Below are 13,868 nucleotides of genomic sequence, written 5' to 3'. Positions count from 1 at the left end.
CGCAGTATATGAACTAAGCCGAAACAGAATGCAACACCGAAAATGCAGAAATTTTTTTAGCTGTCTTTTTGTGGATTTCACAGCTTCGACACCCAGAAAAACGGCAGAAAATAGCCGCTTTGTAGGCAACACTCGCCTTGCGGATCAGCATCAAAACACGCTAGAGAGCTGCAAACAGTCTAATTTTTTCAGGAAAAGTCATGCCAGTCACCCGCGACGAGCTCATGCGCTTCTTTCAGGATCTGGGGATCTCTGTCACCACTGTGGATCATGATCCGGTGTTCACAGTCGCCGAATCCGGCGACCTGCACGACCGCATTTCAGGTGGCCATACCAAGAACTTGTTCGTCAAAGACAAGAAGGGTCGGCTGTTTCTGATAACAACCCTGCACGATGCCGAAATTGATTTGAAAAAAGTGCACCAGGTGATTGGCGCTCAGGGACGGGTGTCGTTTGGCAATGCTGACCTTCTGATGGAAGTGCTTGGCGTTGAGCCCGGGTCCGTCACCCCGTTTTCCTTGATCAATGACCGGGAAGCGCAACGTGTCACGCCCGTTTTTGATGCAGCGATGATGGCACATGACGTCCTGAACTATCACCCGCTGAAGAATGACGCGACGACGGCGATTTCTTCCAGCGATTTGCTCAAGTTCGCAAAGGCCTGCGGTCATGATCCGCAAGTGCTGGCAGTCAGTGCGCAGGCACAGGCAAGCGAAGTACAGGGTTGAGAATTGTAATCCGATTGTAGCCGCGCCATGTTAGGTGCGGTTTTTCCAGCGAGACGGCCAACAAGGCCAACGTTCACAGCAGCCGAACAGCAAGAGGCAGATTAATGAGCAACGGCGACTACAGCATTGGCGGTCAAGTCGGTGGCGGTTTCGGCGCCAGCATGGGTGGCGGATATGGTGGCCAAGGCGGCGGTTTCGGCGGCGGTGGTGGCAACGGCTCTGGCGGCGCGCCGGATGGCGACCTGATTTTCGACGTCACCACACAAACGTTTATGGCTGATGTGATGGAGGCCTCCCGCCAGCAGCCGGTGCTCGTAGACTTCTGGGCGCCGTGGTGCGGCCCCTGCAAGCAACTGACACCGCTGATCGAGGCCGCTGTGAAAGCAGCTGGCGGCACGGTGAAGCTTGCCAAGATGAACATTGACGACCATCCGGAAATTGCCGGCCAGATGGGCATTCAATCCATCCCGGCCGTGATTGCCTTTAAGGACGGTCAACCGGTCGACGGCTTCATGGGCGCTCAGCCAGAAAGCCAGATCAAGGCGTTCATCGAAAAGCTTGGCGGCCCGGCTCCTGCCAATCCTGCCGAAGCCTACCTGGAACAAGCAAACGCATTGTTGGCGGATAAGGATTACGGGCAGGCCGCTCAGCTGTTCGGGGCATTGATGCAGGCAGAACCGGATAATGTTCAGGCCATTGCGGGACTGACCCAGTGCTACCTCGGCGCCGATGACCTGGAACGGGCCAAACAGGCACTGGAGCTCGCACCGGAAGAAAAACGCTCGGATGAAGCCTATTTGGCAGCCAAAGCTGCTGTGGACCTTGCCGAACAAGCCGCATCCCTTGGAGACTTGGCTGGTTTTGAGGAGCGCATTGCCCAGAACCCGGACGATCATCAAGCCCGCTTCGATCTTGCGCTCGGGCTGAATTCAAAGGGTGCCAAAACAGCGGCAGTTGACCAGCTCATAGAGATCGTCCGCCGCGACCGCGAATGGAACGAAGACGGCGCCCGCAAACAATTGCTGCAGTTCTTTGAAGCCTGGGGTTTCAAGGATGAAGCAAGCGCCTATGGCCGGCGTAAACTGTCTGCCGTGTTGTTTTCTTGACGATAGGCCACTCGCGCCACACATACCCACTTATGCGGTACAACCGCACAAAGCGGTTGGTCGAGAACAACAACACAAAGGCCCACTCATGCAGGCTGGTAACGCCATTTACGAGACGATTGCTGATCTTCCTCCGGTCTTGCCTGTGTTCCCCTTGTCCGGCGCGTTGCTGCTTCCCAGAACGCAGCTTCCGCTGAACATTTTTGAGCCGCGCTACATCGACATGATTGATAGCGCCTTGGCGGGCAACCGTCTCATTGGGATGGTGCAACCGTCGGGACGGCAGAACACGAAAGACCCGGATCAACCCTTGCTGGAAGGAGTTGGCTGTGCGGGCCGCTTGACCGGGTTCCAAGAAACCGGCGACGGCCGGTACCTCATCACACTCCAAGGTGTGACACGGTTCCGTGTCGCACAGGAACTGACCGCGTTGACACGCTTCCGGCAGGCAGAAGTCGATTTTGCCCCGTTCGCTGCCGATCTCAGATGTGGTCAAGGCGAAGACGACGTCGATCGGAACGGACTTCTGACAACCTTGAGGGCTTATCTGGACGCCAATAATCTGGAAGCAGATTGGGACAGTGTCAAAGAAGCTGAGACGGAAGTTCTGGTAAACGCACTGTGCATGATGTGCCCCTACGGTCCGCAGGAAAAACAGGCACTGTTGGAAGCGCAGGACCTCAAGACCCGCGCCGAGACCTTGATTGCCATTACCGAGATGGACCTCGCCAGAAACGACAATGATGGCGGCGCAACTCTTCAATAAGCCAAAACTGGCGGAAACTGGACAATGACCGAAACAACCGACCGGCCGATCGACCGGAAGCTATTGGAACTTCTGGTGTGCCCTGTGACAAAGGCAACATTGGAATATGATGCGGAAGCGCAAGAGCTGATTTCCCGGACAGCCAAACTGGCATATCCGATCCGAAACGGAATTCCGATCATGCTGCCGGATGAGGCAAGAAAACTCGAAGACTGAAACTGAAAAACCCGGGCTGAGACCCGGGTTTTTGTTTGCGCGCCTAGAAGCCGCGGAACAGAGGCATCAGGTTGTTCTGAATGATCATCTGAATGAAGATGATACCCAGCAGCAAAACGACAGGTGAGATGTCGACACCGCCGAGATCCGGCATGAAACGCCGGATGGGCCGGAGAACGGGTTCAGTAAGGTTGTAAAGCACCTGCCCGATCATGCCGATTATCTGGTTTCTCGGATTGACGATGTTAAAGGCATAGAGCCAGGAGAAAATCGCGCTCGCGATCACCACGTAGGTATAGAGCTGCAGTGCGATGAGGATCACTGTGAAAAGGGCTGTCATTGTGCGGTCCGTTGCCTTTTGAAGCAGGTGTTGTTCTTCATGTAGCTTTCTGAACCGCCGCCTGCAACCCGCTGAGCGCAGGCGGTTGGTAACCACGGAAGCTCTGCTGTCACTTACGCAGATGCGAAAATGCAACAGTTCGCCAAAACCCGACTCTCTTAGCCTTTGCGTTACCAGTCTTCGTGCTATCTTCGCGAACGAAAAATTCCATACGTATGTGGGTCTCATGAGAAAAATCATTTTGCGCGCTGCAATTGCGCTTTTGGCCGGTTCATTGCCAGGCACAGCACTAGCGCAGGGCGGGAGCCTGTCCGCTGAGGATGCAACGCGGCAATTCGTGATCGACCTCGGCGTTGGGGCCATGGTGAAGCCGCGTTATGAGGCTTCCGATTCCTACCTTGTATATCCCTTCCCCCTGATCCAGATGGGGCGTTTCTATGTTCCCGGCCTCGGCCAGGTCGTTGAAGGCCGCGGTCGAACAGGTGTTTTCTTCTATCCGTCATTTGGCTTTGTCGGAGAACGCAAGGCGAGCGACACAACCGACCTCACGGGCACCGACAAGATTGATTGGGCCTTAGAGCTTGGTCTCGGCGGCGGTTTCCGGACCCAGCATTGGCGCGCCTTTGGCGAAATAAGGCAGGGCATCAACGGCCACAATGGTCAGGTCGGTCAATTCGGTTTTGATGGCATCCTTTATCCGGGCGAGAAGTGGGAGCTAAGCTTCGGACCTCGCGCAGACTTTGCTTCTGGTAGCTACATGGATACCTATTTCGGCGTTACCTCCACTGAGGCTGCGGCGAGTGGTGGTCGCCTTAGCGAGTATAACCCGAGTGCCGGCTTCAAATCTGTCGGCTTGGCAGCCCGTGTTAGCTACGATCTCAATGACGATGTGCGCCTACACCTTCAAGGCGGATATGACCGCCTCGTGGGCGACGCTGCTGACAGCCCGATCGCAAAGGTCGGCAGCGAGAACCAGTTCAATGTCGGCCTTGGCTTCACGTATCGGTTTGCGTTCGACGTATTCAAATAAAGTTCGCCAGAAGCTGAAACTGTTTTCACGACACGGGGCTCAATCGGGCCCCGTGTTTTTTCATACTGCAAGCACGCTTGCGGGAAGGTGTTGGGGTGTGAGAGAGCAAGAATCGACTGGAGAAGACATACCGGAACGGATTATTTCTTGACGATTACGTAAACGGCATGCTTCAAAGGGACAACAGACGGCTTCGACCTCATTCAATGGGAGAAAACATAATGTCCTTGGAACAGCTCACCAACGATATCCGTGACAAGGTTTCTGGCGGCGGCATCGAAGAAAGCGTCAAGTTTGACCTTGGCGATGACGGTACGATCTTTTTGCAGGGTTCTAAAGTCAGCAACGACAATGGCGACGCAGACTGCACCATCAAAATGTCAGCCGAAGACTTGGCAGACATGCTCTCCGGCGATCTCAACCCGACGGCCGCATTTATGGGCGGCAAAATGCAAGTTGAAGGCGACATGAGCGTTGCCATGAAGCTTGGCAGCGTCGTCTAATTACATCTCTTCCCAAAGAAGCAGATACCTCGCAGCCGGCCTTTTCGAAGGCCGGTTTTTTTGTGGGCGAGGACCCGGGTTCACATTTGAAGACGACCGGTCACCAAAGATCGAGCTCACCTTTTTCTCTTAGAGTTTTGAACCACTCTTCCGGACTAAGCCCGATCTTGGCGTGCTTGACCATCGCTTCGTTCATGTCCGCCATGCCCTCGGTATCCGGCCAGGCATCGGGCTGCCACAGCCTGGACCGGAAGACACATTTCGGACAGTACATGAAAGCGGATTGAACATGGACGGCCAAAGCAAGCTTGGGAGACCTGCCCTGAACAGACAGGCTCTCAAGCAGCTTTGGATCGGTGGTAAGACGGCCCTCCCCGCGGATCCGCAAGGTTTCTCCTCGCCCGGGGATCAGAAACAAAAGACCAATGCGAGGGTCTTTCAAAAGGTTATGGAACGTGTCGAGACGGCGATTGCCGGGCCGGTCGGGGATCGCCAGAAGGCTTGGGGTCAAAACCTTTACAAATCCAGCCGGATCGCCCTTCGGTGACACATCGACATGACCCTCAGGATTCACCGATGCGACAAAGCAAAAAGGCGCTTTCGAAATGAAATCCCGGCAAATCTCATCAAGCGCCGGCAACTCCTTTGCTGCAATCTGCGGCAATGGATGTCCGCAAACGGTTTCAAGCTCTTCTGCAGAGGTAATGAACCCGGAAAGAGCTTCAAATGGATCAGAAACAGACGGCATCAGCAACTCACCAAACCAGACCTAACAACTGCACTATCCGCCGATTTGGGTTCAATTGCGACGGTTTTTGGCACCCTGCCGGACAAATGGGCGGAACAGGCTCAGCGAGCCTTGTTGGATGCAATCGCGGCATCGATGACATCGGCACCGATATCATCGCGGAACATATCCCAGACCGGCTTCATGGTAGTGACCCACTCATCGCGCTGATCCGGGGTCAACGCCCGCACAACTCCACCGTTTTCAATGATCCTTTGCTTGCTGTCTTCATTGATCGCGTTTGACCGTGCGTTAAAGTCATCAGAGACCTCGGTGAAGATTGTCATAAACTGTTTGCGGACGTCTTCATCCAGGCTGTTCAACCATTCCTGAGATGTTACCGCGAGGTAGGCCAGAAGCTGGTGATTGGTCTCCGTTGCGCCGTCCTGAACCTCAAAGAACCGCTGGGTGTAAATGTTGGACCAGGTGTTTTCCTGTCCATCCACAACGCCCATCTGGAGGGCCTCAAAAACATCCTTAAACGCCAGCTGTTGCGCAGTGCCCCCCATGGCTTCGACCATGGCAACCGCAACATCGGAGGGCTGGACACGGAACCTCAAGCCTTTTGCATCATCTGGTACGATCAGGGGCCTATTCGCCGAAAACTGTTTGAGACCGTTGAATAGGTATCCCAGGCCAACAAAACCGTAATCGGACATCGCACCGAGCAGCTCTTGTCCCTTTTTGCCGTCAGTGAAAGCTGTCACAGCGCCCATGTTGGAGAAGACGAACGGCAGATCGAACACCCTGTATTTCAAGGTGTAAGCTTCGAATTTGGAAAGCGATGGGGCCGCCAGCTGGACGTCCCCCAACAAAAGCGCTTCCATCACCTGATTGTCGTCGAAGAGCTGCGATGATGGAAACACCTGCATACAGGCAGTGCCGTTCATCTCCGCATTGACACGGTCCGCTAGCGCGCTTGCCATTTCCCCTTTGGGGTGGCCTTCCGCTGCGACGACGTGACTGAACTTGATGACGATTTCGCCGTCGTCACAGGCACCTAACGCATGCGAAGCGCTGAACAAGAAGGAGGACAAAACCGCAGCGGTAAGGCCGGCGATCTTTCTCATATGTGCTCCTCCCAGGCTTTCATGAACAGCATTACGTATGTCGAACGGCGTTGACCCTAACCCAATGCCTCTTGCCGAACATTAAACACGCAGGAAGGAAAACCTTTGTTGAAACTGCGATCAGTTCGGCTGGAGAGCACCGTTTCCGGTGTCGTGCCGGATCGACAGCGCCATCCCGCGCAGCTTATCCGGGTTCCGCATGATGAAAATCTGATCAATCAAGCCGTCCGCGCTGTATCCAAAATTAACGACTGACACCAGTTTCCCACCTTCATAAAGAGCCAGACCTTCAATTCCGTTTATGATCCTGCGCTCCAGAGTTCCGCCCGAGCCAACCCAGAGCCGCGACATGATCTTTGCAACGTATTTGGAGACATCTCCGCTGCCCGAAAGGATCCTGCCGAGGGCCGTCGCCTTACCACCACCATCTGACTGATATTGCACACCTTCAGACAACAGCCCGGCCAACTGTTCCGTCGAACCGGTCATCACGGCATCAAGAAAGGCTGTCAGCATCTTTTCCTGATGCTCCGCTGGCGGAACAAAACGCGCGCTTGGCCCCTGAACATGACGGCTTGCACGGGAGACGAGCTGACGGGAGGCGGATTCACTCGTTCCGAGAACACCTGCGACCTGTCTGTGCGATTGGCCGAACACTGAATGTAGCAAGAAAGCAGCCCGTTCTTTTGGCGACAGACGTTCCATCATGTGCAGGAATGCAATCGTGAGGGATTCAGCCCGCTCAATATCGCCTTCCGGTGTTTCACCGGCTTCAATGTGCAGCGGCTCGGGGATCCAGGGGCCGACATAATCGACGCGCTTGTTGTGCGCGGATTTTAACAAATCAAGACACCGGTTGGTGCAAGCGGTCGTCAACCATCCATCCGGATTCAGGATCGCGGCACCGTCGCTGCCCTGCCACCGCAAAAACGTATCCTGCACAGCATCTTCGGCATCAGCCCAAGAGCCGAGCAAGCGGTAGGCCAGCCCCAAAAGACGGGGTCTGGCCTGCTCAAACACTTCGAGTTTCGATTGCTCGCTCATATCAGTAATTCGAGATTTGAACCCGGTTCCAGAGGTTGATCATGCCGATCGCCGCGGTCAACAAGCTGATCTCCGCTTCGGTAAAGTGTTTTCTGAGTTCCGCGCGCAGCGGTCCATAGCTTTGCTCCGACTTCATGTAAGTCAGCGCTTCGGCATACGCCAACGCGGCCTTTTCTTTCTCGCTGAAATCATCCACATGCCGCCAGACGATCAGACGTTCCAGCCGTTCACTGTATTCGCCGGCTGCCAGTGCTTCCTTGATATGCATCTTCACGCAAAAGGCGCATTGATTGATCTGTGAAACACGCAGATCGACCAGATGTTGAAGCTTTGGATCCAGTCCTTCCTTGGCAAAGGACGCCGAAACGCCGCCGAGGGTCTGTGCAATTCCAGGAATCTGCTGGTGGTGGTTTACAGGTGCAGTAGCCGCAGTCATTTGAAGTTCCTTATTCAGAACCTGAATTGGTTCCATACTCAAATGACGACCCAGCTTTGCCGCTTGTGACATGCTCTAAATTTTTTTCATCGCCTCACATGAAACCGCAGAGATTTCAGCCTCTTACCCCGGCACCGGAGCGCGCTGGCGTTTGTCGATGGCGACACTCTTGATGAGGACCGTCACCGTTTTTCCAACTACCAGACCAAGATCGGCAACCGATGCCCGCGTGATCCGGGCACGGATCGTCTGCTCGCCGACGCCGCAGAGAATTTCTGCATAAGGTCCGCTTTCTTCCGAAATGCTGCGGATCGTTCCCTTCAGCCTGTTTCGGATCGAAAGCCCATTTGGAACCTCTGTCGCAAGCGCGACATCTCGTGCCCGAATACGCAACCGGATTGGCTCGCCTGGCGCAGCTCCAAGATCAGGGATCTGAATGGTCGCACCGCCAATGTCGATATGCGTCAGCCCCCATTCGCTGTCCGTGTGACTCACAGTGCCTTCCAGGAGCGCCCCAGCCTCATGCCGGCCCGTTGCCTTGCCAAGATCCGTTCTGGCGAGCATCTCGGCAACCGGTCCAAAGGCCGGTGTCTGGCCATCGGACAGGATCACCAAGGTCTGGGACAGGCGAGCCACCTCTTCGATCGAGTGGCTGACGTAAAGGATCGGGATCCCGGCTTCCGCGCAAAGGCGATCCAAATAAGGGAGAATGTCATTGCGCCGGGCCTGATCCAGATTGGCCAAGGGCTCGTCCATGATCAAGAGCCGCGGATCCGACAGCAGCGCCCGTCCGATTGCGACCCTCTGACGCTCACCGCCGGACAGCGTTGCGGGTTTGCGGGCCAAGAGCGGCTGCAAACCCAATAGCTGCACCACCTCGTCCATCGAGCGTGTCGTTTTCCGGCGGCCGGCCCAGCGCGCATAAGTCAGATTGGAGCGCACACTCATATGAGGAAACAGGCGCGCATCCTGGAAAACATGCCCGATCCGCCGGGCCTGAACCGCAAGATTGATGTTCTTGTCTGCATCAAAAAGCGTTGTGCCATTGACGGTAATCCGGCCGGATACCGGGCGGATAAGACCGGCAATCATATTGGTGAGGCTTGTTTTCCCGGCCCCTGACTGGCCAAACAGGGAGGTGACACCCCCCTCGCTTTTGAACCGTGCAGTCAGCGGCAGCGCACCGACCTGGCCCTTGATATCAACGTCAAGCATCCGCGCCTCCAAGACGTTTCCGGAGGCGACGAGCGAGCAATTCAGAAGCAATCAAGGCGCCGAAGGCGACGATGGTTGCGATGATGGTCAGGCGAAAGGCTGCCAAGTCACCGCTTGGGCTTTGGGTGGCTGTGTAGAGCGCCAAGGCGAGCGTTCGTGTCTCCCCCGGAATGTTGGAGACGAAAGTGATGGTCGCGCCGAACTCACCCATGGCCTTGGCAAAGCCGAGGATGGCACCTCCGAGAATGCCCGGGAGCGCTAGCGGCAAAGTGACTGTCAAAAAACTAACCAGCCGCCGCGCACCCAAGGACCGGGCAGCATCCTCCAGTTTGGGATCCACGGCCTCAAAAGACAGGCGGATCGGACGAACCATCAGGGGAAACGCCATGACTCCGGCGGCCAGCGCGGCCCCTGTCCAGTTAAAGGCAAACGTGATGCCGAAGGTGTCTTGCAGCACGGACCCAATCGGCCCATTCCGGCCAAAAGCAAGCAATAGAACATAACCGGTGACGACAGGTGGCAGGACCAGCGGCAAATGCACCAGCGCATTGACAACACCATGACCCGGAAATCTGTACCGGGCCAAGCCATATGCAACCATCACTGCAAGCGGCAGGGCCACAAGCAAGGCTGCTGCTGCAACCTTCAAGGTGAGAAGAAGCGCCTGCCATTCGACGGGCTGAAGGGTGAGAAAATCCACGCGCGCTCAGATCGGTTTGCCGTTGGACCTTCCTCCTGGAAGGCTATTCTTCCTTATGGGTCACAAAGCCAAAGGAACGCAAGATCTTCACAGCTTCGGGACCAGTCAGAAAGTTCAGAAAGGCCGCCGCCTGCGGGTGATTGGCACCCGTCGTTAGCGCGGCTGGATATTCGATTTTTGGATGACTTTCCGCCGGTAGTTCCGCGATCACTTGAACATTCGTCTCAATTGCAGCATCCGTTGCATAGACTAGCGCTAGAGGCGTGTCACCGCGCGCCGCCGCGGCCAGCGCAACGCGAACGTTTTCCATCGGCGCCAATCGGCTTTCCACCGAAGGCCAAAGCCCGAGTGCTGTTAGCCCCGCTTTGCCATAGCGCCCGGCAGGAACGGTTTCCGGATCCGCAATTGCCAGCCGCCCGTCGCCCAACCGCGCGGCAATTGCGTCAGCAGACAGATCCAATGGATTGCTATCCCGCGCGCCAGCCAAGACTATCCGGTTCGAAGCGATAACCGTTTCGCTTTCCGTCTGAACAATCGCCCGGTCCGTCAAGTACCCCATCCAGAGCGTGTCGGCAGAAACGAAGACATCAGCGGGCGCGCCAGCCTCAATCTGCCGGGCGAGTGTACCCGTACCGGCAAAGGAAAATATCACCGGCACACCGCTCTCAGCTTCAAATGCTTCGCCAATCTCACCCATCGCCTCGCTCATGCTCGAGGCGGCAAAAACGGTCAGAGGTCGTTCTGCAGCAGCAAAAACAATCTGAGCGAGAACAAAAACGGCAGCCACAATGAGGCTCAAGCGCACAGCAATGTCCTTTCGCTTTACAGCCTTTGCTAGGTACGTTGCCAACCGGTCAGATCAAGACACAGATCATCCTGCCCGCCGGTCGGCCTTGATCATGTCCGCGCCCTTTTCCGCGATCATGACAGTCGGAGCATTTGTGTTGCCGGAGGTGATGGTTGGCATCACAGATGCATCAATCACCCGGATGTTTTCAAAACCACGCAAACGCAGACGGTCATCAACCACAGACTTCTCATCGACACCCATCCGGCACGTGCTGACGGGGTGGAAAATCGTGGTGCCGATGTCTCCCGCGGCTTTAATCAACTCGTCTTCGCTGGTGAGATCGGGACCCGGCAGATATTCCTCCGGCTCGAACCGTGCCATGGCAGGCGATGCCATGAGTTTGCGCGTGAGCCGGATACTGTCGGCTGCCACCCGGCGATCGGCTTCTGCAGAGAGATAGTTCGGCTGGATTTCCGGCTGCGCGCCTTTATCCGGTGACGTAATGTGCACATGGCCCCGGCTTTCAGGGCGGAGGTTGCAGACACTCGCCGTCATCGCCGGGAAATCATGCAACGGTTCGCCAAACTTGGGCAACGACAGCGGCTGAACGTGATATTCCACGTTCGCCGTCTCGAACGATGGATCGGTCTTGGCGAACACACCAAGCTGGCTCGGCGCGGACGACATTGGCCCGGATCGCTTGAGGAGATATTCCAGACCAATCTTCGCCTTACCGGTCCAGGTCTTTGCCATCTTGTTCAGGGATTTAGCGTTCTTCACCTTGAACACGGGACGAAGTTGCAAATGGTCCTGCAGGTTTTCGCCAATGGACGGCAGCGCGTGCCGTGTTTCAATCCCTGCGTTCGACAGGACCTCCGGATTACCGATGCCTGAGAGCTCCAGCAGCTGCGGTGATCCAATTGCGCCGGCAGCCACCAAGAGCTCCCCGGAAATCGCTACCGTTGCCGGTTCGCCCGCAATCTCCAGATCCAAACCGGATGCCCGGCCATTCTCGAAACGGATCTGGGCCACATGAGCTTCCGTAACGATGTTGAGGTTCGGCCGGTTCTCGGCCGGCTTCAAAAACGCTTTCACACCGTTCCAGCGCATGCCGGATTTCTGGGTCACCTGAAAATAGGCAGATCCGAAATTATCACCCTTGTTGAAGTCCCGGATCTTGGGAATGCCGTTTTCTTCACAGGCATCCCGAAAGGCATCAAGCAATTCCCAGGAAATGCGCTGCTCTTCAACGCGCAAGTTGCCGCCCTGAGCATGGAGCTCGTCGTCCCACGCATAATGATCTTCCGATTTCCGGAAATAGGGCAGAACGTCATCCCAGCCCCAACCGGCAAGTCCGAGCTGGCGCCAATGATCATAATCCCAAGCCTGGCCGCGCATGTAAATCATGCCGTTGATGGACGAACTACCGCCGAGCACCTTGCCGCGCGGATAGACCAGTGACCGGCCGTTCAACCCCTTGTCGGGTGCGGTCTTGAAACCCCAGTCAACGCGCGGATTGCCGATGCAATAGAGATAGCCAACGGGAATGTGAACCCAGATGTAATTGTCACGCTTTCCCGCTTCCAGAAGCAGAATCTTGACGCTTGGATCCTCTGACAAACGGTTGGCAAGGACGCACCCGGCTGTTCCCGCGCCAACAATTACATAATCCCAATCACCCAGGTCGCGCATCGTTCCTCCCGCACCTTTATTTGAGCATGATGGAGACACGGTCCGACCAACTGGTCAAGTCAGCCAGAGGGCATAAGCGGCCTAAGTGCGCAGAGGCCGAACGTCACCTGTTTACGTATTTCTCACAAGTCCCACCTAAGCTGCAGGCTGCTTTCAGCCGAAGGGGCCCTTCGTGTCTAATCCTGCTCAACGCCTGTTGGAACAAAGCTTCCTGGTTTATTTCAAAACAGCCAATACGCTCTATCGACCGTTGCGGCAGTGGATTGGTGCTTTAATTTTTGTGCTCTTTATCGCCATGACCACGGCTGTTGTGCACGTTTTTCCGGGTTCCAACTGGGACATGTTCGCTTACACGGCAAGTGTTCTGGAGCCATCTGTTGACGACCCGGCTGAATTGCACCGGCAAAGCTATGATTTCGTTGAAAAGAATGTTTCGCCTGGCGAATATCTGATCCTGACTCAGGACCGGGATTACCGGATCCATCAGGCAGAAAACCCCGATGCCTTCATGACCATGCTTGGGTTTTATCGCCTGAAGATCCTTTACATCGAAACAGCAAGACTGCTGACCGGCTTCATGGATCCAGTTCAGGCGCTGCGGCTTATTTCCAAGGCATCCATACTCGCCATCGGGGGACTTTTGCTTGTCTGGATGGCCCGCAATCAGGCGCTGTCGTATGGTTTGCCGGTCGCGGTGCTGCTGACCCTTTCCGGTTTCACCGAAGCGGCACAATTGGTGACACCAGACCTTTACTGCACCGTCTTCCTGCTCCTTGCAGCTATGAGCTATCTGGAGAAGCTCGATTGGTTGGCAGCTGTTAGTCTTTTATGTGCCTTCCTGGTCCGCCCCGATCATTTGGCCTTCATTGGCGTCTTTTTCGTATTCGCAGCGATATACGGTCCGGGACGATGGTGGATGACCGGCTGTTTTGCAGTGTGCTTCAGTCTTTATGTCTGGCTGACAAAAGGTGCAAACCACCCGGGCTGGTGGGTGCATATGTGGTTTTCGCACATTGAATTCGTTCCAACCCTCGAAGGCTTTGATCCGCCGTTTTCAATAACCGCTTATGTCCAGATGCTCGTTCGCGCGACAGTGCGGTCACTGATGGGTGAGACTTGGCTCGCGGTCCTGATCGCGCAGGTCCTGTTTTTTGCAAAACTCATTCGGGTGACAGAGATGGCAGAACGGACCCGTGTGTTGCTCTATGCGGTTTTCGTATCAATATGCGCCAAGTATGTCGTGTTCCCACACTATGAGACACGGTTCTATGTGCCGTACCTCATCATTATGGGAATGATCCTGCTGATCTCCTGGCACAAGCAAAGCCAGAGCGATTCACTCGTTGGCGTAGGTCGAACGTGACACCACAGAACACAGCTTAAGTGCTCCAAATTTGAGTGTTCTGGCCTGATCTCAACCTTTGTTGATGTCGCCTGAGCCCATT

At 55.6% G+C, this 13,868-nt stretch carries 16 protein-coding genes; 7 read left to right on the top strand and 9 right to left on the bottom strand.

The features are described from left to right. Positions 1 to 200 precede the first annotated feature (200 nt). The 4 genes from AC0J4F_RS05840 (at position 201) to AC0J4F_RS05825 (ending at position 2,816) form a co-directional block, all read left to right on the top strand. A complete protein-coding gene (locus tag AC0J4F_RS05840; protein ID WP_473025692.1) occupies positions 201 to 728 on the top strand; it encodes a prolyl-tRNA synthetase associated domain-containing protein in 528 nt (175 codons plus the stop codon). A gap of 161 nt (positions 729 to 889) precedes the next feature. Next, the gene (trxA, locus tag AC0J4F_RS05835; RefSeq protein WP_473026408.1) at positions 890 to 1,834 is read left to right on the top strand and encodes a thioredoxin; all 945 of its coding nucleotides are present in this window, start codon (positions 890 to 892) and stop codon (positions 1,832 to 1,834) included. Between the two features lie 88 nt (positions 1,835 to 1,922). Beyond that, positions 1,923 to 2,600 (top strand): LON peptidase substrate-binding domain-containing protein, encoded by a 678-nt coding sequence (locus tag AC0J4F_RS05830; protein ID WP_133952614.1) that lies wholly within the window; start codon positions 1,923 to 1,925, stop codon positions 2,598 to 2,600. A gap of 24 nt (positions 2,601 to 2,624) precedes the next feature. Continuing rightward, positions 2,625 to 2,816 carry a Trm112 family protein gene (locus tag AC0J4F_RS05825; RefSeq protein WP_209176362.1) on the top strand — a complete coding sequence of 64 codons (192 nt, stop codon included), beginning with the start codon at positions 2,625 to 2,627 and terminating at the stop codon, positions 2,814 to 2,816. Between the two features lie 43 nt (positions 2,817 to 2,859). Here the strand turns inward: AC0J4F_RS05825 and AC0J4F_RS05820 are convergent, their stop codons facing one another. After that, on the bottom strand, positions 2,860 to 3,156 hold the full coding sequence (locus tag AC0J4F_RS05820; RefSeq protein ID WP_133952616.1) for a YggT family protein: 297 nt from the start codon (positions 3,154 to 3,156) through the stop codon (positions 2,860 to 2,862). A gap of 226 nt (positions 3,157 to 3,382) precedes the next feature. Here AC0J4F_RS05820 and AC0J4F_RS05815 point away from each other — a divergent pair, with 226 nt between their 5' ends. Both AC0J4F_RS05815 and AC0J4F_RS05810 read left to right on the top strand, forming a co-directional pair. Next, positions 3,383 to 4,186: a MipA/OmpV family protein gene (locus AC0J4F_RS05815; protein ID WP_166672834.1), complete on the top strand. Its 804-nt coding sequence runs from the start codon at positions 3,383 to 3,385 to the stop codon at positions 4,184 to 4,186. A 221-nt stretch (positions 4,187 to 4,407) separates the two neighbouring features. Further along, positions 4,408 to 4,689 carry an SCP2 sterol-binding domain-containing protein gene (locus AC0J4F_RS05810; RefSeq protein WP_473025691.1) on the top strand — a complete coding sequence of 94 codons (282 nt, stop codon included), beginning with the start codon at positions 4,408 to 4,410 and terminating at the stop codon, positions 4,687 to 4,689. A 100-nt stretch (positions 4,690 to 4,789) separates the two neighbouring features. On the opposite strand, the gene AC0J4F_RS05805 is transcribed toward AC0J4F_RS05810, so the two are convergent. From AC0J4F_RS05805 to AC0J4F_RS05770, 8 genes are all read right to left on the bottom strand, one after another. Continuing rightward, a complete protein-coding gene (locus tag AC0J4F_RS05805; protein ID WP_473025689.1) occupies positions 4,790 to 5,437 on the bottom strand; it encodes an MSMEG_1061 family FMN-dependent PPOX-type flavoprotein in 648 nt (215 codons plus the stop codon). 101 nt (positions 5,438 to 5,538) lie between these two features. Continuing rightward, the gene (locus tag AC0J4F_RS05800; protein WP_473025687.1) at positions 5,539 to 6,546 is read right to left on the bottom strand and encodes a DctP family TRAP transporter solute-binding subunit; all 1,008 of its coding nucleotides are present in this window, start codon (positions 6,544 to 6,546) and stop codon (positions 5,539 to 5,541) included. A 120-nt stretch (positions 6,547 to 6,666) separates the two neighbouring features. Continuing rightward, complete coding sequence (sigJ, locus tag AC0J4F_RS05795) at positions 6,667 to 7,590, bottom strand: RNA polymerase sigma factor SigJ (RefSeq protein ID WP_473025686.1); 924 nt, start codon at positions 7,588 to 7,590, stop codon at positions 6,667 to 6,669. Position 7,591: 1 nt separating this feature from the next. Then, complete coding sequence (locus AC0J4F_RS05790) at positions 7,592 to 8,026, bottom strand: carboxymuconolactone decarboxylase family protein (RefSeq protein ID WP_473025684.1); 435 nt, start codon at positions 8,024 to 8,026, stop codon at positions 7,592 to 7,594. 123 nt (positions 8,027 to 8,149) lie between these two features. Continuing rightward, complete coding sequence (gene modC / locus AC0J4F_RS05785; RefSeq protein WP_473025682.1) at positions 8,150 to 9,241, bottom strand: molybdenum ABC transporter ATP-binding protein; 1,092 nt, start codon at positions 9,239 to 9,241, stop codon at positions 8,150 to 8,152. Next, positions 9,234 to 9,941, bottom strand: a complete 708-nt coding sequence (gene modB / locus AC0J4F_RS05780; RefSeq protein ID WP_473025681.1) for a molybdate ABC transporter permease subunit — start codon at positions 9,939 to 9,941, stop codon at positions 9,234 to 9,236. Before modB ends, modC begins: the two co-directional genes overlap by 8 nt. Before the next feature lie 43 nt (positions 9,942 to 9,984). Then, positions 9,985 to 10,746 (bottom strand): molybdate ABC transporter substrate-binding protein, encoded by a 762-nt coding sequence (gene modA / locus AC0J4F_RS05775; protein WP_473025680.1) that lies wholly within the window; start codon positions 10,744 to 10,746, stop codon positions 9,985 to 9,987. Positions 10,747 to 10,812: 66 nt separating this feature from the next. Beyond that, positions 10,813 to 12,423 carry a GMC family oxidoreductase gene (locus AC0J4F_RS05770; protein ID WP_473025679.1) on the bottom strand — a complete coding sequence of 537 codons (1,611 nt, stop codon included), beginning with the start codon at positions 12,421 to 12,423 and terminating at the stop codon, positions 10,813 to 10,815. 172 nt (positions 12,424 to 12,595) lie between these two features. Here AC0J4F_RS05770 and AC0J4F_RS05765 point away from each other — a divergent pair, with 172 nt between their 5' ends. Beyond that, positions 12,596 to 13,786, top strand: a complete 1,191-nt coding sequence (locus AC0J4F_RS05765; RefSeq protein ID WP_473025678.1) for a hypothetical protein — start codon at positions 12,596 to 12,598, stop codon at positions 13,784 to 13,786. The last annotated feature ends 82 nt before the right edge of the window (positions 13,787 to 13,868 follow it).

It is taken from the genome of Roseibium sp. R5, from assembly GCF_055755305.1.
This window is presented reverse-complemented; position numbering and strand designations above follow the sequence as displayed.

What these genes read in the sequence shown, in the direction of transcription:
- AC0J4F_RS05840 (WP_473025692.1), top strand. Translation starts at nt 201, where the DNA reads ATGCCAGTCACCCGCGACGAGCTCATGCGCTTCTTTCAGGATCTGGGG.
- trxA (WP_473026408.1), top strand. Translation starts at nt 890, where the DNA reads ATGGGTGGCGGATATGGTGGCCAAGGCGGCGGTTTCGGCGGCGGTGGT.
- AC0J4F_RS05830 (WP_133952614.1), top strand. Translation starts at nt 1,923, where the DNA reads ATGCAGGCTGGTAACGCCATTTACGAGACGATTGCTGATCTTCCTCCG.
- AC0J4F_RS05825 (WP_209176362.1), top strand. Translation starts at nt 2,625, where the DNA reads ATGACCGAAACAACCGACCGGCCGATCGACCGGAAGCTATTGGAACTT.
- AC0J4F_RS05820 (WP_133952616.1), bottom strand. Translation starts at nt 3,156, where the DNA reads ATGACAGCCCTTTTCACAGTGATCCTCATCGCACTGCAGCTCTATACC.
- AC0J4F_RS05815 (WP_166672834.1), top strand. Translation starts at nt 3,383, where the DNA reads ATGAGAAAAATCATTTTGCGCGCTGCAATTGCGCTTTTGGCCGGTTCA.
- AC0J4F_RS05810 (WP_473025691.1), top strand. Translation starts at nt 4,408, where the DNA reads ATGTCCTTGGAACAGCTCACCAACGATATCCGTGACAAGGTTTCTGGC.
- AC0J4F_RS05805 (WP_473025689.1), bottom strand. Translation starts at nt 5,437, where the DNA reads ATGCCGTCTGTTTCTGATCCATTTGAAGCTCTTTCCGGGTTCATTACC.
- AC0J4F_RS05800 (WP_473025687.1), bottom strand. Translation starts at nt 6,546, where the DNA reads ATGAGAAAGATCGCCGGCCTTACCGCTGCGGTTTTGTCCTCCTTCTTG.
- sigJ (WP_473025686.1), bottom strand. Translation starts at nt 7,590, where the DNA reads ATGAGCGAGCAATCGAAACTCGAAGTGTTTGAGCAGGCCAGACCCCGT.
- AC0J4F_RS05790 (WP_473025684.1), bottom strand. Translation starts at nt 8,026, where the DNA reads ATGACTGCGGCTACTGCACCTGTAAACCACCACCAGCAGATTCCTGGA.
- modC (WP_473025682.1), bottom strand. Translation starts at nt 9,241, where the DNA reads ATGCTTGACGTTGATATCAAGGGCCAGGTCGGTGCGCTGCCGCTGACT.
- AC0J4F_RS05770 (WP_473025679.1), bottom strand. Translation starts at nt 12,423, where the DNA reads ATGCGCGACCTGGGTGATTGGGATTATGTAATTGTTGGCGCGGGAACA.